The sequence below is a fragment of the Peptoniphilus catoniae genome (assembly GCF_901447155.2).
Classification (GTDB): domain Bacteria; phylum Bacillota; class Clostridia; order Tissierellales; family Peptoniphilaceae; genus Peptoniphilus_E; species Peptoniphilus_E catoniae.
Genome location: NZ_LR588416.1, coordinates 96,461 through 119,625, shown reverse-complemented (window position 1 = coordinate 119,625; position 23,165 = coordinate 96,461). Strand labels below are relative to the sequence as shown.

General features: G+C 35.0%; 21 protein-coding genes. 16 read left to right on the top strand and 5 right to left on the bottom strand.

Features of this window, described 5'->3' with window-relative positions:
• Positions 1 to 284 precede the first annotated feature (284 nt).
• The 6 genes from purF (at position 285) to PEPCATONIAE_RS06690 (ending at position 10,432) form a co-directional block, all read left to right on the top strand.
• Positions 285 to 1,631: an amidophosphoribosyltransferase gene (gene purF / locus PEPCATONIAE_RS06715; protein WP_138160364.1), complete on the top strand. Its 1,347-nt coding sequence runs from the start codon at positions 285 to 287 to the stop codon at positions 1,629 to 1,631.
• A gap of 9 nt (positions 1,632 to 1,640) precedes the next feature.
• Complete coding sequence (purM, locus tag PEPCATONIAE_RS06710; protein ID WP_138160363.1) at positions 1,641 to 2,681, top strand: phosphoribosylformylglycinamidine cyclo-ligase; 1,041 nt, start codon at positions 1,641 to 1,643, stop codon at positions 2,679 to 2,681.
• Positions 2,678 to 3,232: a phosphoribosylglycinamide formyltransferase gene (gene purN, locus PEPCATONIAE_RS06705; RefSeq protein WP_138160362.1), complete on the top strand. Its 555-nt coding sequence runs from the start codon at positions 2,678 to 2,680 to the stop codon at positions 3,230 to 3,232. The genes purM and purN overlap by 4 nt, the downstream gene beginning before the upstream one ends.
• Positions 3,229 to 4,731 (top strand): bifunctional phosphoribosylaminoimidazolecarboxamide formyltransferase/IMP cyclohydrolase, encoded by a 1,503-nt coding sequence (gene purH, locus PEPCATONIAE_RS06700; protein ID WP_138160361.1) that lies wholly within the window; start codon positions 3,229 to 3,231, stop codon positions 4,729 to 4,731. Before purN ends, purH begins: the two co-directional genes overlap by 4 nt.
• Before the next feature lie 8 nt (positions 4,732 to 4,739).
• Positions 4,740 to 9,641 (top strand): phosphoribosylformylglycinamidine synthase, encoded by a 4,902-nt coding sequence (locus PEPCATONIAE_RS06695; RefSeq protein WP_138160360.1) that lies wholly within the window; start codon positions 4,740 to 4,742, stop codon positions 9,639 to 9,641.
• A 125-nt stretch (positions 9,642 to 9,766) separates the two neighbouring features.
• Positions 9,767 to 10,432, top strand: a complete 666-nt coding sequence (locus tag PEPCATONIAE_RS06690; RefSeq protein ID WP_138160359.1) for an S-layer homology domain-containing protein — start codon at positions 9,767 to 9,769, stop codon at positions 10,430 to 10,432.
• 22 nt (positions 10,433 to 10,454) lie between these two features.
• On the opposite strand, the gene PEPCATONIAE_RS06685 is transcribed toward PEPCATONIAE_RS06690, so the two are convergent.
• The 5 genes from PEPCATONIAE_RS06685 to PEPCATONIAE_RS06665 form a co-directional block, all read right to left on the bottom strand.
• A complete protein-coding gene (locus PEPCATONIAE_RS06685) occupies positions 10,455 to 11,057 on the bottom strand; it encodes a TlpA family protein disulfide reductase (RefSeq protein ID WP_138160358.1) in 603 nt (200 codons plus the stop codon).
• Positions 10,993 to 11,934 (bottom strand): 4Fe-4S binding protein, encoded by a 942-nt coding sequence (locus PEPCATONIAE_RS06680; protein ID WP_138160357.1) that lies wholly within the window; start codon positions 11,932 to 11,934, stop codon positions 10,993 to 10,995. The genes PEPCATONIAE_RS06685 and PEPCATONIAE_RS06680 overlap by 65 nt, the downstream gene beginning before the upstream one ends.
• Complete coding sequence (locus tag PEPCATONIAE_RS06675; RefSeq protein WP_138160356.1) at positions 11,927 to 12,067, bottom strand: CD1871A family CXXC motif-containing protein; 141 nt, start codon at positions 12,065 to 12,067, stop codon at positions 11,927 to 11,929. The genes PEPCATONIAE_RS06680 and PEPCATONIAE_RS06675 overlap by 8 nt, the downstream gene beginning before the upstream one ends.
• Before the next feature lie 77 nt (positions 12,068 to 12,144).
• Entirely contained in the window at positions 12,145 to 13,224 is a 1,080-nt protein-coding gene (locus PEPCATONIAE_RS06670; protein ID WP_138160355.1) for a sensor histidine kinase, read from the bottom strand.
• On the bottom strand, positions 13,211 to 13,885 hold the full coding sequence (locus tag PEPCATONIAE_RS06665; RefSeq protein ID WP_138160354.1) for a response regulator transcription factor: 675 nt from the start codon (positions 13,883 to 13,885) through the stop codon (positions 13,211 to 13,213). Before PEPCATONIAE_RS06665 ends, PEPCATONIAE_RS06670 begins: the two co-directional genes overlap by 14 nt.
• A gap of 145 nt (positions 13,886 to 14,030) precedes the next feature.
• Here PEPCATONIAE_RS06665 and PEPCATONIAE_RS06660 point away from each other — a divergent pair, with 145 nt between their 5' ends.
• The 10 genes from PEPCATONIAE_RS06660 to PEPCATONIAE_RS06615 all read left to right on the top strand — a co-directional run bounded on the left by PEPCATONIAE_RS06660 (position 14,031) and on the right by PEPCATONIAE_RS06615 (position 23,066).
• Entirely contained in the window at positions 14,031 to 15,059 is a 1,029-nt protein-coding gene (locus PEPCATONIAE_RS06660) for a hypothetical protein (protein ID WP_138160353.1), read from the top strand.
• Positions 15,060 to 15,065: 6 nt separating this feature from the next.
• Complete coding sequence (locus tag PEPCATONIAE_RS06655; RefSeq protein ID WP_138160352.1) at positions 15,066 to 15,914, top strand: mechanosensitive ion channel family protein; 849 nt, start codon at positions 15,066 to 15,068, stop codon at positions 15,912 to 15,914.
• Positions 15,901 to 16,131 carry a DUF951 domain-containing protein gene (locus tag PEPCATONIAE_RS06650; protein ID WP_138160351.1) on the top strand — a complete coding sequence of 77 codons (231 nt, stop codon included), beginning with the start codon at positions 15,901 to 15,903 and terminating at the stop codon, positions 16,129 to 16,131. The genes PEPCATONIAE_RS06655 and PEPCATONIAE_RS06650 overlap by 14 nt, the downstream gene beginning before the upstream one ends.
• Before the next feature lie 111 nt (positions 16,132 to 16,242).
• Entirely contained in the window at positions 16,243 to 16,527 is a 285-nt protein-coding gene (gene rpsF, locus PEPCATONIAE_RS06645; RefSeq protein WP_138160350.1) for a 30S ribosomal protein S6, read from the top strand.
• Between the two features lie 8 nt (positions 16,528 to 16,535).
• Positions 16,536 to 17,027, top strand: a complete 492-nt coding sequence (locus tag PEPCATONIAE_RS06640; RefSeq protein WP_138160349.1) for a single-stranded DNA-binding protein — start codon at positions 16,536 to 16,538, stop codon at positions 17,025 to 17,027.
• 11 nt (positions 17,028 to 17,038) lie between these two features.
• Positions 17,039 to 17,263, top strand: a complete 225-nt coding sequence (gene rpsR / locus PEPCATONIAE_RS06635; protein ID WP_138160348.1) for a 30S ribosomal protein S18 — start codon at positions 17,039 to 17,041, stop codon at positions 17,261 to 17,263.
• Positions 17,264 to 17,328: 65 nt separating this feature from the next.
• Positions 17,329 to 17,496, top strand: a complete 168-nt coding sequence (locus PEPCATONIAE_RS06630; RefSeq protein WP_138160347.1) for a DUF362 domain-containing protein — start codon at positions 17,329 to 17,331, stop codon at positions 17,494 to 17,496.
• 167 nt (positions 17,497 to 17,663) lie between these two features.
• On the top strand, positions 17,664 to 21,941 hold the full coding sequence (locus PEPCATONIAE_RS06625) for an acyl-CoA dehydratase activase-related protein (protein WP_138160346.1): 4,278 nt from the start codon (positions 17,664 to 17,666) through the stop codon (positions 21,939 to 21,941).
• A gap of 215 nt (positions 21,942 to 22,156) precedes the next feature.
• Complete coding sequence (locus tag PEPCATONIAE_RS06620; protein ID WP_138160345.1) at positions 22,157 to 22,447, top strand: autorepressor SdpR family transcription factor; 291 nt, start codon at positions 22,157 to 22,159, stop codon at positions 22,445 to 22,447.
• Entirely contained in the window at positions 22,425 to 23,066 is a 642-nt protein-coding gene (locus PEPCATONIAE_RS06615; protein ID WP_180339366.1) for an SdpI family protein, read from the top strand. Before PEPCATONIAE_RS06620 ends, PEPCATONIAE_RS06615 begins: the two co-directional genes overlap by 23 nt.
• Positions 23,067 to 23,165 lie beyond the last annotated feature (99 nt).

Here is a 23,165-nt window from a genome sequence, read left to right as displayed (position 1 = left end):
TTCCTTCATATATGGTATAATATAGCCATAATCAAGTTAGGGGGTTAGGATGTTGCCTACTCATATTAAATCAAAAAAACTTAATATTGATTTAAATATGGGGTTTTATGGTGTAAGTGTATCCACTACACTAAGGTCAGAGACAATCAGCTTACTTGATTGTGGATTTTATTCATTGAGAAAAGGTAGTTTTGTAGCTAAAACTAAGTGTTAGGGGGACCAATAAGGGTTCTCTATTTTTTATTGGAAGACTATTTAATTTAATTGAACGGGAAGGGATGCTAATGAGCGGAGTTATAGGTATTTATTCCAACTCTTCTGTAAGTACAAAGTTATTCTTCGGACTTAACTCTTTACAACACAGAGGTCAGGAAGCTTGCGGTATGGTTGTATCAGATGGAGAAAACCTTAATCGTGAAAGAGGAGAAGGTCTTGTAATAGATGTGTTTAATGAGAACATGATTAAGAAATTAAGCGGCAATATAGGAATAGGCCATGTAAGATATTCAGGTGCTGCAGGATCTCACGATTATAATACTGAGCCTTTAATGGGATTTGCCAAGGGCAATGAATTTGCTCTTGCTTATGACGGGGCTCTTGTAAATCATCAAATTTTAAGAACAAGGCTTGAAGAAGAAGGAGTTATGTTTCAAACCTCCATTGATACTGAAGTAATACTATATTTAATAGCAAGATACTACAAAGGAAATATAGTAGATGCCGTTAAACAAACTATGAAGGTTATTAGGGGATCTTATTCAGCAGTGCTGCTTATGAAAAATAAGCTTATCGCCTTTAGAGGACCATCAGCCATAAGACCCTTAACAATAGGTGAAAGTGAAGACAGTATAATAGTATGCTCAGAAAATGCACCAAGTGAAATTATAGGTATAGAAAAAATCAGAAACGTTCTTCCTGGAGAAATTATAGAAATAGATGAAGCCGGAATAAAAAGTTATTTTTCAGACGAGGCTAAAAGGCCAAGACACTGCATTTTTGAATATGTTTATTTTGCAAGAGAGGATGCAACCTTAGATAAAGTAAATGCTTATAACTACAGAAGAAGATGCGGAGAGTACCTTTCAATTGAAGCACCCTGTGATGTGGATTTAGTAGTACCTGTACCTGATAGCGGAATACCATCAGCAATAGGTTATGCACAAGAAGCCGGAATTCCTTTCGCTACGGGACTGGTAAAAAATAGATATATGGGTAGAACCTTCATAAAGCCAACCCAGGAAGAGAGAGAAATGGCTGTTAAATTAAAATTAAATCCTCTACGTCACGTAATAGAAGGCAAAAGGATAGTATTAATAGATGACTCCATAGTCAGAGGAACCACTTCACAAAATCTTATAAAAAGAATGAGAGAAGCCGGAGCCAAGGAAGTGCATATGAGGATAACTTCACCACCAGTATGCTACCCCTGCTATTATGGAATTGACACACCAAGTAGAAAGAACTTAATTGCTGCAAATATGTCAGTTGAAGAAATAAGGGAAAGGATAGATGCGGATACTTTGGCATTTATTTCACCTGAAGCCGCTCAAAGGGCAACCCTAATAAGAGAAGATAGATTTTGTAAAGCTTGCTTTAACGGAGATTATCCTGTAGATCCCATTGTTATATAAGGAGTAGATATGATTAATTATAAAGATAGCGGAGTAGATATAGACTCCGGCAATAAAGCTGTTGAACTTATAAAAAAGCATGTTAAGGATACGGTAACAAGTGGCGTTTTAGGAGATATAGGACTTTTTAGCGGAGGCTTTGAGCTTTCTGAATTTAAAAATATGAAAGAGCCTGTGCTACTTGCATCTACAGACGGTGTAGGAACAAAGCTTCTAATAGCCCAAAAAATGGACATTCACGATACTGTAGGCATAGATTTAGTTGCAATGTGTGTAAATGACCTTATTTGTCAAGGTGCAAAACCCTTATTTTTCCTCGACTATATAGGAATAGATAAAATCATTCCGGAAAAAATAGCTGAAATAGTAAAGGGTGTATCCAAGGCCTGTAAGGAAACAGGAACTGCAATTATAGGAGGAGAAACCGCAGAGCTTCCCGGAATGTATCAAAAGGACGAATATGACCTGGCAGGCTTTAGCGTAGGAATAGTAGACAAGGATAAAATAATAGACGGCAGCAAAATTAAAGAGGGAGATCTTATTATAGGACTTGCTTCAAGCGGTTTGCATTCCAACGGTTATTCCCTTGCAAGAAAGCTTTTCCTTGAAGAGCTTAAAATGGAGCTTACAGAAAGCTTTTTCGGCAGCGAAAAAACCTTAGGAGAGGTTTTATTAGAGCCTACAAAGCTATATGTAAATACTATCCTTGCCCTAATAGATAGGTTTAATATAAAAGGAGTAGCCAATATAACAGGCGGAGGACTTTTAGAAAATGTCCCGAGAATTATTCCTCAAGGTTTAGCTGTAAGTATAGACAAAAACTCCTGGGATATAGGAGAAGTTTTCTCAGCTATAAAGCAAAGCGGAAAAATTGAAGAGGAAGAGCTTTATAGAGCTTTTAACATGGGAATAGGTATGATTGTAATAGTAGATAAGGATGACGCCTCAAAGGTTATAGAATTTATAAAGGAATCAACTGATGATGAAGCCTACCTAATAGGTGAAGTAAAAAACTCTAAGAATCTAAATAAAAGCGTGGAGATAAAATGAATATAGCTGTTTTAATTTCAGGAACGGGAACCAATCTTAAGGCACTTATAGATGCTGAAAACAGAGGAGAATTTAAAAGCAAGATATCTCTTATAATAGCTGACAGAGACGCCAAGGGCTTAATACATGGTTACAATGCAAATATAGACTCTTTTGTAATAAAAGATGACGATAAGCTTCTTGATAAACTTAGAGATTATAGCATAGATTTTATAGTTTTGGCCGGATATTTAAAGAAGGTTCCGGAAGAAATAGTAAATAACTATGAAAACAGAATTATAAATATTCATCCTTCCCTATTGCCTAAGTATGGTGGAAAGGGCTTTTATGGAATGGCAGTTCACGAAGCCGTATTTAAAAATAAGGAAAAGCTCTCCGGTGCAACAGTTCATTACGTTAATAACAAGCTTGATGACGGAGATATAGTCCTTCAAAGGAAAGTGGATATAAGTAAGGCTAAAAGTCCCTATGAAATAAGGGATATGGTCCTTGAAATCGAACATAAAATCTTAAAGGATGCTATTAAAAAAATAGAGGAGGAAAATCTTTGAGAGCCTTAATTTCTGTAACAGACAAATCTAATTTAAAATTCTTAGTTAAAGGCCTATCTGATTTAGGTTGCGAAATAATATCTACAGGAGGCACCCTAAAAGCCATTAAAGAGGCCGGAGTTGAAGCTGTATCTGTAGAGAACGTTACAAACTTTAAAGAAATCTTAGGAGGTAGGGTAAAAACCTTATCCCCCTATATCCATGGAGGAATTTTATACAGAAGGGACAATCCTCAAGATGTGGAAACCATAAAAAACGAAAAAATTTCTCCTATAGACATAGTTGTAGTAAATCTTTACGATTTTTCTGGAGCATTGGAAACTAAAGACAAGGCTAAAATAATAGAAAACATAGATATAGGAGGCCCCACCCTTATAAGAGCTGCGGCTAAAAATTACAAGGATGTTTTAGTAGTAACCGATGTTTGCGATTATGAAAGACTTATAGAAAAATTAAAAACTGATAGTGTAGATGAAAGCTTCAGAGCAGAGCTTGCTACAAAAGCTTTCAGCCTTACTTCATATTATGATTCACTTATAGCCAGGTACTTTAAAGAAGAAACCGGTAAAGAAACAGGCTACTTGAATTTAGGCTTTGAAAAAGCTGAAGACTTAAGATATGGAGAAAACCCAACACAAAAGGCAGCATTATATAAGGACAAATTTATTAATTCCTACTTGTCAAATCCTGAGATTATCCATGGCAAAAAAATGTCCTTTAATAATTACAACGACCTTAATGTAGCTGTGGAACTTGCAGCAGAGCTTGGAAAAAATACGGCGGTAGCCTTAAAACATGCCACACCCTGTGCAGTATCAAAACAGGATAATCTTTTAGATTCCTATCTTAAAGCCTATGAGGCTGACAGCCTTTCAATTTTTGGAGGAATCCTTGCTTTAAATGGAGAAGTTGACGAGAAACTTGCAGAAGAGTGCTCAAAGATTTTTCTTGAAATTATAGCTGCAAAAGATTTTACAAAGGGAGCTCTTGAAATTTTAACAAAGAAGAAAAACATCAGACTTGTTAAGGTAGATTTTGACCTTAAAAAAGCTGACATGGATATTAAATACTTAAACGGAGCTGTTCTCTGTCAAGAAAAAGATCAGGCTGAAGATGAATTTAGTCCCGTAACTAATAAGCTTCCTACAGAAAAGGAAACTGAGGATTTAAAATTTGCAATGAAGGTAGTAAAACACGTTAAGTCCAATGCTGTAGTTGTAGTTAAGGATAAGACAACTATAGGAATAGGAGGAGGAGAAACCTCAAGGATTTGGGCTCTTGAAAATATTAAAAATCACTACGACAAGAGCTTTGACGGAGGAGTTTTGGCATCAGATGCTTTCTTCCCCTTTGACGATTGTGTAAAGCTTGCAGGACAAATGGGACTTACTTCCATAATTCAACCGGGAGGTTCATTAAGAGACGAAGATTCCATTAAGAAATGCAATGAGCTTGGCATTTCAATGGTATTTAGTAAAAATAGGCATTTTAAACATTAGGAGGAGCCATGAAAATATTAATAGTAGGTTCGGGAGGTAGAGAGTACGCTTTAGGAACTAAACTTCTTGAAAAAGACTCAACAAGACAACTATATTTTGCTCCAGGTAATGGAGGAACAGGTAAGCTTGGCAAGGATACAGGAATATCTGCCGAGAACATAGACTCCTTGCTCAAGTTTGCAAAGGAAGAAAAAATTGACTATACAGTTGTAGGACCTGAAGCGGCTCTTTGCAGTGGTATAGTTGATAAATTTCAAAATGAAGGTCTAAAGATTTATGGACCTAATAAAGAAGCTGCGGAATTTGAAAATAGTAAGGCTTTTACTAAAAGATTTCTTAAAAAATATAAGATTCCTACAGCTGATTATATTGAGACAAAAGATTTTAAGGAAGCGGTTGATTTTGCTGAAAAACTTCTTAATGAAAAGGGAAGAACTGTTATAAAAGCTGACGGACTTGCTGCAGGAAAGGGTGTATTTATTACATCTGATTTTGAAGAAGCAAGGGACTTTTTAGATGAAGTATTAAATAAAAATAAATTTAACTGTGACAAGGTTGTTATAGAGGAATTTTTAAGTGGATTTGAAATGTCCTTAATAAGTCTTACTGATTCAAAAACAATTTTGGCCCTACCTACCTCAAGAGACCACAAGAAAATTTTTACAGGTGAACTTGGTCCAAACACCGGTGGTATGGGAACCTTCTCACCTAATATAGAAGCTGAACCCTTCCTTGAAAGAATAAGAAAAGAAATTTTAGATCCCGTTCTTCAGGGCTTAAAAAGTGAAGGAATAGACTATAGAGGTACTCTTTTTATAGGATTGATGATAGGGGATAAGGACATAGACGTTCTTGAATTTAATGTAAGATTCGGAGACCCTGAAACTCAAGTTATCCTTGAAAATATAGAAAATGATTTGTTGGAGCTTTTACAAGCAACCTCTGAAGCAAGACTATCAGAAGTAGAATTAAAGCTAAACAAGAAGAAAACTCTTTGTCTTGTACTTGCTTCCGGAGGATATCCGGGATCCTATGAAAAGGGCAAGAAAATAAGCTTTGATGATGGTATTAAATCAAAAATATATCATGCAGGGACAGCCTTAAAAGACGGAAAGCTTGTTACTGATGGAGGTAGAGTCCTTAATCTTGTTTATAGTGCCGATACCTTTGATGAAGCGATTAAACAGGTTTATGAAGATGCTAAAAAAGTACATTTTGACGGAATGTATTATAGAAAGGACATAGGCCCCGGAGTAAAAAGAGTCTATGTATGTAAGAAGGATGAATTTGATTTTGAATCTAAGGGCTTAACTGAAGAAATAAAATCATCTCTAGGTATAGATTTAGATTCTGTAAAGCTATACAAGAGATACGACATAGAAACAAGCGAAGAGGTAATAGACAAGATAAAATACACCATTCTTTCAGAAAGGCCGGTAGATGATATTTATATAGGAGAAGATGCTCTTAAGCTTCAAAAGGAGCTTGAAAATCCTATAGCATCAGCTTATTTACCGGGTCAATTCAGCCAAAGAGAGCAAGGCTTACTTGATACTATCTCCTTAGTTGTAGACGAGGATATAAAGGTTTCTTACAGTACAGTTTATGATTTTAAGGGAGTAAAGGAAGAAGACCTTGAGAAAATAGAAAATTACATTATAAACCCCGTAGACTCCCACAGAGTTCCAATTCTTAATGTACCTACAACACTTTCATCAACAAAAAGTGTTAACAGGGAGAATCTGGTATATGAAGGTTTTATCGACTACAATGACAAAGAATTAAGAGATTTTATTGATAAACAATCTTTAGCAATGAGTTTTGAAGACGCCTTAATGGTAAGAGATTATTTTAAATCCGAAAATAGAGATCCTAACGAAACTGAAATTGCTATACTTGATACCTACTGGTCAGATCACTGTAGGCATACAACCTTTAATACGGAGCTTAACATAGACTTTAACCCTTTGACTGAGCTTGACAAAATGATTAAGGAAAGCTTCGACAATTATCTTGAAATGAGAAAAGAGCTTAATATTAAAAAGCCTATATCTCTAATGAGCTTCGGCACTATTTTAGCAAAGTATCTAAGGGAAAAAGGCAAACTTGAAGATTTAGAAATAAGCTCTGAAATCAATGCCTGCTCAGTAAGGATAAAAGTAAGAGTTGACAAAGACGGCAAAGAAGAACTTGAAGACTACCTATTAATGTTTAAAAACGAAACTCACAACCATCCAACTGAAATAGAACCACTAGGAGGAGCCAGCACTTGTCTTGGAGGAGCAATAAGAGACCCTCTAAGCGGCAGATCCTATGTATATCAGGCAATGAGAATAACTGGATCGGCAGATCCTAAAACACCTATAAAGGACACATTAAAGGGCAAGCTTCCTCAAAGAAAAATAACAACGGAAGCAGCTAAGGGATACTCATCCTACGGTAATCAAATAGGACTTACAACAGGTTATGTAGATGAAATTTATCACCCGGGTTATGTGGCAAAAAGAATGGAAGCAGGAGCTGTAATAGCAGCGGCACCTGAAGAAAACGTAAGAAGAATTGAACCGACTCCCGGAGATATAGTTGTGCTTCTAGGAGGCAGAACAGGTAGAGACGGAATAGGCGGAGCTACAGGATCTTCAAAGACCCATACTGTAAGTTCAATAGTTACTGAGTCTGCACAGGTACAAAAGGGAAATGCCCCTGAAGAAAGAAAAATTCAAAGACTTTTCAGAAATCCAAAGGTTGCCAAAATGATTAAAAAGTGTAATGACTTTGGAGCAGGTGGAGTTTCAGTTGCCATAGGAGAATTGCACGATGGAGTTGAAATTTATCTTGACAAGGTGCTTTTAAAGTATGCAGGACTTAAGCCGAGGGAAATTGCAATTTCAGAATCTCAAGAAAGAATGGCAATAGTAATAGATAAGAACGACTATAAGGAATTTGAAAAATATGCTCTTGAAGAGAATCTTGAGCTTAGAATAGTTGCAAATGTTACAGATAATAACAAAATGCTTATGTACTATGAAGATCAACTAATTTGCGACTTGTCCTACGATTTTATTAACACCAACGGAGCAGATAGAAAAGAAAAGGTAAAGGTTACATCTGAAGATGTAGCCAAGGTTCTTAATAATTCAGATAAGGATCCTAAAAATTTAGCAAAATACCTTAAGGATTTAAATAACACTTCCAAAAGGAATCTTTACGAAATTTTTGATACAACTGTAGGTAGAGCAACAGTATTAAATCCTCTTGGAGGAAATCAACAATACAATCCTACTCAAGCAATGGTTGCAAAAATTCCAAGCTTAAAGGGAGATACTAAAACAGTTTCTTTAATGTCCTATGGATTTAATCCATACTTAAGTGAAGAATCTCAATATCTTGGAGGCTATTATGCAGTTATAGAGTCTATTGCAAAGCTTGTTGCAACAGGAGCATCTCTTGATAAAATACGTTTGTCCTTCCAGGAATTTTATCAAAAAATGGATTCTCAGGAAGTTTGGTCAAAACCTCTTAAATCACTTTTAGGTGCCTTTGAAGCATCGAAGTTCTTTGAAGCACCTCCAATAGGAGGAAAGGACTCTATGAGTGGAAGCTTTGAAGACATTCACGTTCCACCGACTCTTGTTTCTTTTGCAGTAACAACAGCTGACATTGAAAATATAGTTTCACAAGATCTTAAGGGAAAAGGCAAACTTGGATTAATTGAAAGTAAAATTAATTCCAAGGGTATGCTTGATTTAAAAGACCTGAAGGAAAAGATGGAAAGGTTAAATAAAGAGATTAAAGATAAAAATGTAATCTCCGCCTTTGCTGTTACCAAATCAACTCTTGTTCAAATTTATGAACAAGCACTTGGAAATACAGGCTTTGATATTGAGCTTGAAGATCTTTACAGTCCTAAATACGGAAGCTTTGTAGTTGAATATAAAGAGGACAGGGACTTTATAAAAGAAATCGGAAGCTTTAAGGAAGGCATAAGAGTAAATGGCATTGAGCTTGACGAAAGGGAATTAAAGGAAAATTATCTTCATAGCCTTGATGACGTGTTTAAACCTTATAAGGAAGAAAAAGATCCGGGCATAGAAAACAAAAAGAATAAAAAGAGAAGAATGAAATCCTACAAGCCTGTAGATAGACCTAAGGTTGTAATACCTGTATTTCCGGGAACCAACTGCGAATGGGATACTGCGAAGGCCTTTGAGGAACAAGGGGCAGAGGCTGAAATTTATGTATTTAAAAATCAAAGCCATGAGGATATAGTTAAGTCCCTTGATGAATTGGCGGCTCTTATAGAAAAATCTCAAATATTGGCATTGCCGGGAGGTTTCTCTTTAGGAGATGAACCTGACGGTTCAGGTAAGTTTATAGCCAATGTATTAAGATCAGAGAAGGTAGCAGCTGCCATTAATAAACTTTTAAATGAAAATGACGGTTTAATTATAGGTATATGTAACGGCTTCCAAGCTTTAGTTAAGTCAGGACTTCTACCCTATGGTGAAATTAAGGAGCTAAGTGAAAACTCACCGACTCTTATTCTTAATGGAGCAAAAAGACATATAGCAAGGTTTGTTGATACAAGAGTTCTTACTGTAAACTCACCTTGGTTAAGTGAATTGTCAGAGGAAAAAATTTATAGGTTGCCAATATCTCATGGGGAAGGAAGATTTGTTGTAGATGAAAAAGTCCTAAAGGATCTTTTAGATAAGGAACAGGTTGCGGCAGTTTATAAGGTTTCACCAAACGGATCAGAATATAATATTGAAGGCATTATATCAGAGGACGGAAAGATTCTTGGTAAAATGGGACACTCTGAGAGAGTTGCAAAGGACCTTTATAAAAATATCTATGATGTAGAATTGCAAAATATATTTAAGGGTGCCGTAAACTACTTTAGGAAGTAATGTTTCATTTGTGTTACAAAAGGGATTTTTTATGTAATACAAACTTAAAATATAAACATATAGGAGCATGATACAATATAGACAGTTAAATAATGGTTTAACATAGGAAAAAGGGTGAAGGGTTAATGAAAAAAGGTAGAAAGCTGCTGTTAATTCTACTTACTCTTCTGCTTGTATTTAGCTCTAATCCGGTTTTTGCAGTTAAATATTCCGACACTGTGGGACATTGGGCACAGGATTATATAGATCAAATGAGCAGTATCGGATTTGTAACCGGATATGATGGAAACAAATTTAAGCCTGATAACAATATTTCAAAAGTTGAATTTTTTTCTATAATAAATTCAATGGCCAATTTGAAAAAAACTTATGCAGTTACCTTTTCAGATGTAAAGACTACGGATTGGTTTTATGAAGATGTGTCAAAGGCTATAAAGGCAGGTTACCTGACCCCGACTACAGGAAAGCTTAATCCTCATGCAGCTATTTCCAGACAGGATGTTATGGGAATAGTTGGATATATGTATAAGCTAAAGCAAAATCCTCAGGTTCTCAGCAAATTTAAGGATGGGTCTTTATTTACAGAAGATAACAGAGGTTATGCAGGCGGACTTGTAAGTCTTGGAGTTATTAACGGGGCGGAGGATTCTCTTTTAAGGCCAAATGAAGGAATTTCAAGAGCTGAGATTTGTAAGATTTTATTTTTGTTAATGGATGAATACGGACTTCCCGGAGAGAGAGTTGTAGTTGACAGTAAAATCAAGTTTGGAGATAAAAATCTCTATAATTAAAAAAGAGTCGTAAGACTCTTTTTTAATTTGCATTTTTATATTGTTCTATAAAATAATTTATTTTTTCGGCATTGTTAGCTTGATCAAGAGTTCCGATTAAAGGTTCTGAAATTATGTTACCTTCACCGTCTACTATATAGGTTGTAGGAAATGCCATTATGTTTCCTAAAAATCCATTCATAATATCTCCACCGTTAAAGACCATTTGTCTAAAGTCTGTTCCTGAATCTTCAACTATTTTTTTTGCATCTGTTAGATAGGGTTCCTTATCGGCATCTGCACAAACACCTATTAACTGCATACCATTTTCTTCCAACTTCTTGGATAATTCTCCAAGGTAGGGCATTTCATCTATGCAAGGCTTGCAACCTGTAAACCAAAAGTTAACAAGGGTGAGTTTTTTGTCTTTAAAAACACTTTCATCAACATCATTATCTTTAAAGTCCTTAGCTGTAAAAGCCGGAAAGGTCTTTGGAGTTTGACTCTTGTCTTCTTGAGTTGAAGAAGCGTTTTGAGAAGTGTTTTCGGAAGTATTTACTTGATTATTTTCCTTGTTGCTATTACATGCTGCAAGTAGACTTAGACTTACAAGAAGCACAAGGGCTAGAAGTTTTTTCATTTTCATTAATAATTTTCCTTTCTGATTTGTTTTTTAATTTATCTACTGAAGTAAAGAGGGCTCCTGTTGGGCAAGCTCTTACACAGTCATTACATCTTATACATTCAGGATGAGCTTGATCTTTAATTACATTTACGTCCATTTTACAAGCCCTTAGGCATTTGCCACAGGCTATGCACTTTTCCTTGTCAAAGTGTATTTGATACAGAGATATTTTATTGAACAAGGAGTAAAAAGCTCCAAGGGGGCAGATCCATTTACAAAAGGGCCTATAAAAAATAATGGACAAAAAAATCGTTAATGCCAAAATGCTAAACTTAAAGTAGAAAAGTTTACCAAGGGCAGATTTTATTGAGGGGTTTGCCAGGGAAAGAGGCAGAGCACCTTCAAGGATACCTTGAGGGCATACATACTTACAGAAGTAAGGGATGGATATACCTGACTTGTTTGCTGTAATTGCCACAAGACCCCAGACTAAAAAAATCATTATTAAATATTTAATATACCTTAAGGGTTTAAGTTTCTTAGTGGAATATTTCTTAAAGGGGATTTTATAAACAAGGTCCTGAAAAAACCCGAAGGGGCAAATAAATCCGCAGATCAATCTTGCCACCAAAAGACTTAAAAATATTAAAATTCCACTTATGTAGTAAGAAAAACTGAAATTTTTACCACCTACTACTGCTTGAAAGGCACCTATAGGACAAGCGCCTGTCGCTCCGGGGCAGGAGTAGCAGTTAAGGCCGGGTAAGCAAACTTTTTTAAGTTTTCCTGTATAAATGGTACCCTTTACAAAATTTGGGAGGTGTATGTTGGATACCAAAGTGGAAAAACCTTGAATAAGTCTTCTGTTTTTAAAAAAGCTTATTTTTTTCTCATCCAATTCCTATACACTCCAAACAAATTCTAATAGCCTTTGATAAAACGGAGTCGGCCTCTCCTCTGTAGGCTCCATAGGCTATAAAGAAAATAGATAGACAAAACAAGCTTGCCCTTATGTATTTTGATTTAATCATCATTTTTTCACCTCGCTAGGTATTTTAACATTTAGGATATAAAGATTAGATAAAGATTTATATAAATTAAAATAAATTTAAAAATAAATTTTAAAGGACATGCCCTTATCTAAGTTTCTAGCTACAATTCTTCCCTTGAGTTTAGCAACTATGCTTTTTACTATGGCAAGGCCTATGCCATAACCTCCTGTGTCTCTACTCCTTGACTTGTCGGCTCGGTAAAAAATTTCAAAAATATTTTCAAGATCGCTATTAGAAACTCCGGGACCCTGATCAATTAGCTCAAAGGTTTTTTCTTCATTGCTTAAGATTACCCTTACGGGTTTGCCTTTGCTATACTTAAAGGCATTGTCTAAAAGATTATAAATGACTCTTTGTATTAAAAGAGGGTCTGTTTTTATATTAAGGTCTCCTAAAATATCTATTTTAATATCTGAACCGTAAATATTTATAAAGTCAGGCTCAAGCTCTTCAATAAGACTTCTAAAATCCGTCTCTGTTAAATTAGGTGTTTTGTTTTCTCTTAAGATTAAAATACTTTCAATCATTTCATCAAGGCGAGAGAGATTTTTGTCCATGGACTGGGTGAAGTCTTCTATATCTTGCGGATCCTTTTTAAAAAGGTCAAGTCTTGCCTTTATTATAGCCAGAGGAGTTTTAAGCTCGTGGGCTACACTTTCGCTGAAGTCTCTTTTGCTTTTATAGTCTTGATAGATTTTTCTAAAAGCGCTGTTAAAGGAGACTCTTAGCTCCTCCACCTCACTTGAGCCTTTTATAGGTTTAATAATTTCCAGATCTTCAGATATGTTATTTATATCAACTGCTTTAATTTCCTCTGCAAGCTTTGATACAGGGTTAAGCATTTTTTTAATACAAAGGTAAAAGATACCTCCTCCAAGAACTGACACAAAACCCATTACTATTAAGGAGTAGGTTCTGAAGTCGAAAATGGTATTGTCATAGGTTTTATTAATGACAACTATCGTGTTCTCCTTGTCTATATTGGAGCTTTCACTACTTATTTCAAGATTGTTAATTATGTCTTCAGTTAGACTTTCATTTTTCTTATTAATCGCTATATTTGTAATAAGAAGCATGAGAAAAAATATAAGTATAACAACGCTGACGGTTTTAAAAACTATACTATTTCTTTTCATTAATTATGTAACCTCTTCCGATTTTATTTTCAATAAGGTCCTTGCCAAGAGCAGCCCTTAATTTTTTTCTAAGAGAAACCATATGGACCCTTGCCGTATTGGAGAAAAAGTCCAGGTCATCCTCCCAAATATGCTCCATAAGTTCTTCAATAGTTACATACCTGTTCATAGACAGTAAAAGATATTCCAAAATACCCAGCTCCTTAGGTGTGAGTTTTATTTCTTTACTATCAGCATAGGCAGTTCTATTTTTTGTATCAAAGGTAAATTCGCCTATTTTTATAAGATAGGATGATATTTCTCCTGATCTTCTTAAAAGATTTCTTATTCTGGCTTCAAGCTCCTCTGTGTAAAAGGGCTTTACCATATAGTCATTGGCACCGAGGTCCAGACCCTTTACTCTGTCATCGACTTGAGAGCGGGCAGTTAGGATAATAATATTTACTATTTTGTCTCTTTGCCTTATTTTCTTTAAAAGATCAAAACCGGACATGCCCGGCAGATTAAGATCTAAAATTATTAAATTATAACTATTAACATAACTAAGCTCTTCAGCTTCATCTCCCCTATAGGCCGATGTTACGGAATAACCTGAAAGCCTTAAGCTTTTTGCCAAGGTGTCGTTAAGTTCTTTTTCATCTTCTACAATTAATATTTTCATGTCTCACCTTATTTATAAAATTTACACTAATCTACAGATTCATTATAACAAATCATAAGAAGATTTAATTAAAATTTAAAGTCCTCTAATAGGTTCATCTTAATAAGAAAGGATAACTGTGTTATAATTTCCTTGGAGGTTGGCTTTGAAAAGATATATTAAAATCGGACTTTTATCCCTACTGCTTGTAATTATTGCAGTGGTTTTTATTAAAAGATCCGGTATTTACGGGAAAAGAGATATAGTTTTTGATAGAACTATTGGTGAAATAGAATATGTAAAGGATTTTAAAATAGGTATTAACGGTATTATGCTCTATGATAATGATGCCTTGTATTTTTGCGACAAGGACGGAAATCTTATGAAAACCGTAAAGTTCACAGACAGGAGCATAGAGGTTTATTTTGCCAACAACTTTGTATTTTTATATGACAAGGACTTAAAAAAACTCTATCAGTATAATGATACGGGAGATTCTTTAGGAGTTTTTAAGCTGCCAAGTGATTTGTATAATATCAGCTACAATAACAGAGAGATTGTTCTTCATTTAAAGAGAGAAGATGGTGAAGATCTTAAGCTTCTAAATCAGGACGGCAGTCTAAGTGATTTGTATTCCACAGTTAATACTATTCTAACCTATGATTTATATGAGTCGGATAAATTCAGTGTGGCGGAGATTTTAAAAGATGCTACAGGCTACAAGACCATCCTTGTAATGAAAACAGGAAATGACAAAAAAATTAAGGAATTTTCATCTGAGGTAAGTTTATATATTAACAGGTCAAAGAAAAGAACAATTATGGCAACTGACAAAAACCTCTATGTTTATGAAGGGGACAAGGAAGCCAGAAAAGAGATACCTAACATTAGTGATATTATGGTTATTGATAGAAATATATATTTGCTTCATTCAAATATTATTTCAAAATACAATTTTAAGCCTGAAGAGGTTAACAAAATAATTTTATCAGCCAATGTAAACAAGCTTACTCAGGTTTCAAACTCCCTTTATGCTTATGGTGAAAGCGACATAGGAGGAGAGCTTGGGAAAAAGTCTCAATTTTATACAAGACTTGGAACCAAGGTTGATAAAATAGAAATTTCAGGAGTTACCCTGGGATCTCTTAAAGAAGGCAAGATTAATTTATACAAAATATCTAATGGAAGGAACTAAAGGATAATGGACTTTAATTCTATTAAGTATTTTTTCAATGATTTAATAAAAAGAGAAAATGGAGATCTTAATATTTTTGGAAAGATTCTTACTATTTTTGCGATTTTTTTAGTCGCCTATATAACTATTTCCTTAACCTCAAAGGTTATAAACAGAAGTATTCTGTCTAAAAAAGAAAATTCCAAGTCCTTTATGAGAATCGTTACCTTGGTAAAGCTTCTTAATAAGGTTATAAAATTTCTAATTTATTTTCTTGCAACTACAATAGCCTTAGATATGGTTGGAGTTAATACTTCATCTTTAATTGCAACCCTGGGAATCGGTTCCCTGGCTTTATCCTTTGGAGCTCAGAGCCTTGTTAAGGATGTAATAAACGGATTTTTTATAATACTTGAAGATCAATACAGTGTAGGGGATTGGGTTCAAATAGAGGGTAAGTCGGGAGTAGTTGAAGAACTTGGCATAAGGACTACAACAATTAAAGATTATTCAGGAGATATACATATTATTCCCAACGGTAAAATCTCAATTGTTACAAATAAACAAAGGGGAGATATGAGAGCCAAGGTAGTTTTCTCTGTAGATTTAAAGGAAGAACCTCAAAAGGTTATTAAGCTTCTTGGAGAAAAGCTTGATTATTTGAAAAAGGATAAAAGAATATTAGCAGGACCTAATATTTGGGGAGTTACAGGAAACGGTAAAGACGGTTACGATATAACTGTAGCTGCAAATGCAGGTCCGGGCCTGCAATTTGATGTTGAGTACGAAATTAGACAAAGGGTGGTGGAAATGTTTATAGAAAATAATATTGCTCCGCCTAAATTCAGAACAGAGGTGAAAAATGCTGGTATATGAGCTTGGAGATATAATTACTTTAAAAAAAGGACACCCCTGCGGAGAGAACAAGTGGGAAATAACAAGAACAGGTGTCGATATAAAGCTTAGATGCCTAGGCTGCGACAGACAAATTTGGTTAAGCAGAATGGAATTTGAAAAAAGAGTTCGCAAAATAAAAGAAGGAGACAAGTTTGTCAGTATAGTTCATCACAAGAAGGGTGAAGAAAATTCTTGAAATAAAAAGCATGACTTATTGACTAAAAATATAGACTCATATATAATGTATGAGTTAAACCGACTCTGCTTATAGATATATAGGCCGCAAGTCCATAGGGAGGTGAATAGAGTGAACAAATATGAAGTAGTAATTATGTTCTATCCAAACATTGAAGAGGAAAAAAGAGTTCAAGCTTTTGAAAGACTGAAAAAGATTATTGAAGATAATGGTACTGTAAACAAGGTAGACGAATGGGGTATGAGAAAATTGGCATACGAAATCGATTACTTTAAGGAAGCTTTCTACTATTTAGTAGAATTTGAAGCAGAACCTGATACTGTTAACGAATTTTCCAGAGTCTCAAAAATCCTTGATCCGGTTATGAGACACATGGTTGTAAGACTTGATAAGTAGGTGTAAATATGAATAATGTAGCATTAATAGGCAGACTTACAAGAGATCCGGAACTAAGATATACTCAAAACGGAGCTGCAGTAGTAAGATTTACAATTGCAGTAGACAGAAGAATGTCCAAGGAAAGAAAAAGAGAGGCTGAGGCCTCCAATCAACAAACAGCTGATTTTATAAGCTGTACTGCTTGGAGACAAACGGCAGAACTTATTGCAAATTATTTTAAAAAGGGAAATAGAATAGGAATTACAGGTAGAATTCAAACAGGCAGCTATGAAAGAGATGGTCAAACCGTATATACAACAGATGTAATAGCTGAAAGTGTAGATTTTATAGAGAGTCTTTCAGGTCAAACTGACAATGCAATGAGAAGACCTCCTATAAATCAAAACTTCAACAATCAACCGGTAAACAGTGCCTATTCAAATGACTTTAATAGCCAAGATGATAAAGTAGGCGATGAAGGATTTTTCCCTGTAGATAATGACGATATACCCTTTTAAGGAGGATGAACATGCAAAGGAGATTTAGACCCAGAAAAAAAGTCGATCCTTTTGAAAAAGATAAAAACAAAAAAATCGACTATAAAGATGTGGCTCTATTAAAGAATTATGTAAGCGACAAGGGCAAGATTCTTCCAAGAAGAATTACCGGCCTTAATGCAAAGCATCAAAGACAAATGACTATAGCAATTAAAAGAGCAAGACAAATTTCACTTTTACCATATAGTGCAGATTAATAGATTTTGTGATAAAATTACTTAGAACATTTAATATTAAATAAAATTTCATGGAGGTGCTTTTAATGGCATATGTAATCGACGAAAATTGCATCGCTTGTGGTGCTTGTCAAGCTGAGTGTCCAGTAGGATGTATTTCAGAAGGAGACATTTATGTAATAGATCAAGATTCTTGTATTGATTGCGGATCTTGCGAAGGTGTTTGTCCAACTGGAGCTGCACACGCTGAATAATAGCTGAATAATAAGAGAAGAGAGATGGCTTAGGCCGTCTCTTTTTTAGTTGTAAAAATTTTGTGAAGTATGTACATTCATTCATATATCGTACATATTTAAACCTAATTGTAGTATAATATCTATACGAATATAGGGGGAGAAAGATGAAGGGGGGTAGTATTTGAATGAGAGTTCATATAGGTCTTGATGTCGGGTCAACTACAGTTAAGCTTGTGGCCATGGACAATGATTGCAATATTTTATATTCAACATATAAAAGGCACAACTCAGATGTAAAGAAAACTATAAGAGATATAATAAACGGCTTTTATAATGAATTCAAATACGACAGCGTTACAATTGCCGTAACAGGATCTGGAGGGCTTTCCATTCATAAGATGCTGGGCATAAACTTTGTACAGGAGGTTATTGCTGCAACAGAAGCTATACAAAAGTTTATAGGACAAACTGATGTCGCTATAGAGCTTGGTGGTGAGGATTCAAAAATCACCTACCTTAGGGGAACTGTTGAACAAAGAATGAATTCCATTTGTGCAGGAGGAACCGGAGCCTTTATAGATCAAATGGCAACTCTTTTACAAACAGATGCTTCAGGCCTTAATGAATTGGCTAAGGACTATAAAAAAATATATCCTATAGCATCACGTTGCGGAGTTTTTGCAAAAACTGATATTCAGGCCTTAATTAATCAAGGAGCCGACAAGTCGGACATTGCCATTTCCGTATTTCAGTCAGTTGTAAATCAGACAATATCAAATCTTGCTTGTGGCAGACCTATAAGAGGCAGGGTTGCTTTTTTAGGAGGACCTTTGCACTTTCTGCCTATGCTTAAAGAGAGATTTATAGAAACTCTTGCCTTAACGGGAGATGAAATAATTGCTCCTGACAATTCACAAATATTTGTTGCTATGGGAGCAGCCTTGGCAAGCTTTGATTATGACTATATTTCTCTTATAGATTTATACGATAGAGTTAACCATATTGAAGAAGCTCCTTTTGAAGAAAAATCTATATTGAAACCACTTTTTGAAAGCGAAGATGAGGTTGAGGTATTTAGACAAGAGCACAGAACTAAGGAAATGCCCAGAAGAGATTTAGAAACATATAAGGGCCCCATGTATCTTGGTATGGATTCAGGCTCTACAACCTCAAAGCTTGTGCTTTTATCTGAAAACAATGAAATTCTATTTTCCTATTACGGATCTAATCAGGGTAAGCCTTTAGATATAGCAATAAAAAATTTAAAAGAGATATATGAAAGAAAAAATGAGAAATCCTATATAGCAGCGTCAGGAGTTACAGGTTATGGCGAAGATTTTTTAAAGGCCGCACTTAACCTGGATTTCGGTGAAGTAGAAACCATCGCCCACTTTAGGGCTGCTCAATATTTTGATCCTGATGTTGACTTTATTCTTGATATTGGCGGTCAAGACATGAAAAGCATGAAGATTTCCGATGGAGTTATTGAGTCAATACTTCTTAATGAAGCTTGCTCTTCAGGTTGCGGATCTTTTCTTGAAACCTTCGCCTCATCAATAGGAATGACACCGGAGGAATTTTCAAGGGAAGCTTTAAAATCAAGAAAGCCTGTAGACCTGGGCAGCAGATGTACTGTTTTTATGAATTCTAACGTAAAGCAGGCACAAAAGGAAGGTGCCAGTGTAGCTGATATTGCGGCAGGTCTTTCCTATTCTGTTATTAAAAATGCTATTCAAAAGGTAATTAAAATCAGAGATCCTAAACAGCTGGGCAAAAACATAGTTGTCCAGGGAGGAACCTTTTTAAGTGATGCTGTTCTTAGATCCTTTGAAGAGGTTACGGGAGTAAAAGCCACAAGACCTAATGTTGCAGGTTTAATGGGAGCCTTGGGCATGGCACTTATTTCCAAGGAGAGGTCAACAGGATTATCAAATATTATAAAGAAGGATGAGCTTACAAGCTTTAAATATAAAAGCATATCTACAAACTGCAGACAATGTACTAATAATTGCAGTTTAAGCGTTAATATTTTCTCCAACGGCAAGAGATATATTACAGGAAACAGGTGTGAAAGGGGAGCAGGTATAGTAAGAAGTGAAAAAGATGCCCTACCTAACCTTTATACCTATAAGTACAAAAGGCTCTTTGATTACGATTCTCTTGATGAAAAGGATGCAAGAAGAGGAACTGTAGGTATACCGAGGGTTCTTAACATTTACGAAAATTATCCCTTCTGGCATACTTTCTTTACTCAGCTTGGCTACAGAGTTGTACTCTCAGACAAGTCCGACAGAAAGCTTTATGAAAAGGGTATAGAGTCCATTACATCAGAAACCGCATGTTATCCTGCAAAATTAACTCACGGCCACGTTGAAGACCTAATAGAAAAGGGAGTAAAATTTATTTTTTATCCTTCAGTTTTCTATGAAGAAAAGTATTATAAAAATTCCGACAATACTTTAAACTGTCCTGTTGTTGCGGGCTACAGTGAAGTAATTAAAAATAACCTTGAAAACCTGTCAAAGAATAAGGTAAAATTCTTAAATCCTTTTATATCCTTTGACGACAGAAAAAAACTTGCTGAAAGATTAAGCCAGGTCTTTAATAACATTTCTCTTTGGGAATTAAAGAAGGCTGTAAAAAGCGGATATAGGGAAATGGACAGGTACAGAATGGATGTAAGGGCTAAGGGTGAAGAAGCCCTTAGGGAAATAAAAGAAAAGAACCTAAAGGCAATAGTTCTTGCCGGTAGACCTTACCATATAGACCCTGAAATTAACCATGGAGTTTCAGAGCTTATTAACTCTTTAGGCTTGGGAGTGATTTCAGAAGACAGTATTGCCCATTTAACAGAAATTGAAGGAAGACTTAGAGTTCTTGATCAGTGGAACTATCATTCAAGGCTATATAGAGCAGCTAAGTTTGTAGGAACACAGGATAACCTTGAAATGATTCAACTAAATTCTTTCGGTTGCGGAATAGATGCAGTTACCACAGATCAGGTAAATGAAATTTTAAAGGCCTATAACAAAATATATACAGTAATTAAAATAGATGAGGTAAATAACCTGGGAGCTATTAAAATAAGGATAAGGTCCTTAATAGAAGCCTCAGAAAAAAGAAAAAGAGATAAGACATATTCAGTTATTAATGAAAAGCCCCTTGAATATACTGAAGAAATGAGGGGTAAGCATACCCTGCTCTTACCTCAAATGTCGCCCTTACACTTTGAAATTTTTCAAAATATTTTAAATGATGAAGGTTTTAATGTTGAGGTTCTTCACGATCTTTCAAGGTCAGTGGTAAATGAAGGTCTTAATTATGTAAACAATGATGCCTGCTACCCGTCAATTTTTGTAGTAGGACAGTTTATAGATGCATTAAAAAGCGGCAAGTATGATACTGACAATCTTACCTTAGTTATTACTCAAACAGGCGGGGCTTGTCGTGCATCAAATTATGTAGGCTTTATAAGAAAGGCCATAAAAGATGCAGGCTTCGGTCATGTGCCGGTGCTTGCCCTATCCTTCCAGGGTATAGAAAGTCATCCCGGTTTAAAAATAGGACCTGTACAGGGAATCAGAATTCTAAACAAGCTTATTGTTTCCATGATGTATGGGGATTTAATAATGAGGCTTTACAATGCTACTAAACCTTACGAAAAGATAAAGGGCTCAAGTAAAATCCTAAAGAGAAGATGGATAGAAAAGTGTTCAAAGACTAAAGACTTTTCCATAGCAGGCTTTAGAAAAAATATTTCAAAGATGATATTTGAGTTTGAAAATCTTGAAATAGAAAATAAAAGCAAGCCTAAGGTAGGTATAGTTGGAGAAATTTTGGTAAAATATTTGCCTGCAGCCAACAATCACATAGTTGAAAAGCTTGAGGAGGAAGGAGCGGAGGTTGTCGTTCCGGACTTAACGGACTTTTTAATGTATTCATTTAAAAATGCACAAATAAAAAATGAAAAGTTGTCCAAGGATAAGCTTCCCGCAATACTTTGCAACATGGGTATAGCCTATATTGAAATGTATAGGAAGCATATAAGGGCAAGGCTTAACAAATCAAGATATGATTCTCCAAAAAAAGTCAAAGAGCTAATGAATCTTGCAAAGCCTTATGTGGACCTTGCCAATCAATATGGAGAGGGCTGGCTCTTAACAGCTGAAATGGTTGAGCTTATAGAAATGGGAGTTCCCAATATAGTTTGTGTACAACCTTTCGGTTGCCTGCCTAATCACATAACAGGCAAGGGAGTAATAAAGGCCATAAGGGAGCATTACCCTGAATCAAATATAGTACCAATAGACTTTGATGCCTCTGCCAGTGAGGTAAATCAATTTAACAGAATTAAATTAATGCTTTCACAAGCAAAGAAGAATCTTGAAAAGAAAGAAAAAGAAGGCAGAACGGCAGTCTACTATAAAATTCCAGACAGATATAAAAGATCGGCGAGAAGATAAAGAAAAGACCTTTCATAGTAACCTTACATTAAGGAGCTTATGAAGGTCTTTTTAATTTAAAGGAAAAGTTTTTATATCTTGCTTTAAGAAAAGCAATAGACCTTAACAGTTGTCTAAAGCATTAAAAATATTTAGAAAATTTTCTAAATAGTTCTTGCATTTTTATTAGGACCTTGTTAAAATCTAATTAGAAAAAATTCGAAACAGGTGAGTATATGAATTTTGAAAAAACTTTTAAGGCCCTGGGAGATAAAAACAGAAGAGAAATTCTTTTAATGCTTAAGGGTGGAAGAATGAGTGCCGGAGAAATTGCAGAAAACTTTAATATGACTAAGGCAACTCTTTCCTATCATCTTTCATTGTTAAAGGATGCGGGTCTTGTAATTGATACAAGGGAGAAAAATTTTATCTACTACAGTTTAAATGCTTCAGTTTTTGAAGAGCTTGTTGGAAATATTTTAAATTTTATAGAAGGTGATGGAAATGAAAAGAAAGACGACATTTAAAATAGGTTTATTAATTTTTATAATTCCCTTTATTATAAGATTTGTTTATTATAATAGGCTGCCGGATACTGTAGCTATTCATTTTAATTCAAATGATATACCTGATAGTTTTGCAAGTAAGTCCTTTGCCCTTTTCGGTCTGCCTCTTATTATGCTGGGCATATATATTATTTCATATTTTGTTACATCAGCTGATCCTAAAAGGAAAAACCAAGGGGACTATGCCCTTAATGTAGTTCTTATAGGAGTGCCTATTTTGTGTCTTGTAACTACTTATATAACTATAGCTTATGCTTTGGGAAAAGATATAAAAGTAGGATTTTATTTAACTATATTTTTAAGCCTTTTGTTTATAGCTATAGGAAACTATCTGCCTAAGACTAAGAGAAATTACTCTATAGGCATAAGAGTTCCCTGGACTCTAAACAGTGATTATGTTTGGGAAAAGACTCACAGATTGGCGGGATATCTTTGGGTTGTATGTGGGATACTAATGCTTCTTGCCTCTATATTTTTCTATAATATTCTCGCTTATATAGAAATTACTCTTATTGCACTAATGGTGGCGATCCCCGTAGCCTACTCCTATTTACTTTACAAGAAAGAAGAGGTTAACTGATTATTACCGTCTCAGACGGTAATTTTTTGTAAATTTAGAAATAATTTAGAAAGTCTTAATGATTTATTAATAAACAGATTCATTACTTATAGTATAATT

What these genes read in the sequence shown, in the direction of transcription:
- purF (WP_138160364.1), top strand. Translation starts at nt 285, where the DNA reads ATGAGCGGAGTTATAGGTATTTATTCCAACTCTTCTGTAAGTACAAAG.
- purM (WP_138160363.1), top strand. Translation starts at nt 1,641, where the DNA reads ATGATTAATTATAAAGATAGCGGAGTAGATATAGACTCCGGCAATAAA.
- purN (WP_138160362.1), top strand. Translation starts at nt 2,678, where the DNA reads ATGAATATAGCTGTTTTAATTTCAGGAACGGGAACCAATCTTAAGGCA.
- PEPCATONIAE_RS06695 (WP_138160360.1), top strand. Translation starts at nt 4,740, where the DNA reads ATGAAAATATTAATAGTAGGTTCGGGAGGTAGAGAGTACGCTTTAGGA.
- PEPCATONIAE_RS06690 (WP_138160359.1), top strand. Translation starts at nt 9,767, where the DNA reads ATGAAAAAAGGTAGAAAGCTGCTGTTAATTCTACTTACTCTTCTGCTT.
- PEPCATONIAE_RS06685 (WP_138160358.1), bottom strand. Translation starts at nt 11,057, where the DNA reads ATGAAAATGAAAAAACTTCTAGCCCTTGTGCTTCTTGTAAGTCTAAGT.
- PEPCATONIAE_RS06675 (WP_138160356.1), bottom strand. Translation starts at nt 12,067, where the DNA reads ATGATTAAATCAAAATACATAAGGGCAAGCTTGTTTTGTCTATCTATT.
- PEPCATONIAE_RS06670 (WP_138160355.1), bottom strand. Translation starts at nt 13,224, where the DNA reads ATGAAAAGAAATAGTATAGTTTTTAAAACCGTCAGCGTTGTTATACTT.
- PEPCATONIAE_RS06665 (WP_138160354.1), bottom strand. Translation starts at nt 13,885, where the DNA reads ATGAAAATATTAATTGTAGAAGATGAAAAAGAACTTAACGACACCTTG.
- PEPCATONIAE_RS06655 (WP_138160352.1), top strand. Translation starts at nt 15,066, where the DNA reads ATGGACTTTAATTCTATTAAGTATTTTTTCAATGATTTAATAAAAAGA.
- PEPCATONIAE_RS06650 (WP_138160351.1), top strand. Translation starts at nt 15,901, where the DNA reads ATGCTGGTATATGAGCTTGGAGATATAATTACTTTAAAAAAAGGACAC.
- PEPCATONIAE_RS06640 (WP_138160349.1), top strand. Translation starts at nt 16,536, where the DNA reads ATGAATAATGTAGCATTAATAGGCAGACTTACAAGAGATCCGGAACTA.
- rpsR (WP_138160348.1), top strand. Translation starts at nt 17,039, where the DNA reads ATGCAAAGGAGATTTAGACCCAGAAAAAAAGTCGATCCTTTTGAAAAA.
- PEPCATONIAE_RS06630 (WP_138160347.1), top strand. Translation starts at nt 17,329, where the DNA reads ATGGCATATGTAATCGACGAAAATTGCATCGCTTGTGGTGCTTGTCAA.
- PEPCATONIAE_RS06625 (WP_138160346.1), top strand. Translation starts at nt 17,664, where the DNA reads ATGAGAGTTCATATAGGTCTTGATGTCGGGTCAACTACAGTTAAGCTT.
- PEPCATONIAE_RS06620 (WP_138160345.1), top strand. Translation starts at nt 22,157, where the DNA reads ATGAATTTTGAAAAAACTTTTAAGGCCCTGGGAGATAAAAACAGAAGA.
- PEPCATONIAE_RS06615 (WP_180339366.1), top strand. Translation starts at nt 22,425, where the DNA reads ATGAAAAGAAAGACGACATTTAAAATAGGTTTATTAATTTTTATAATT.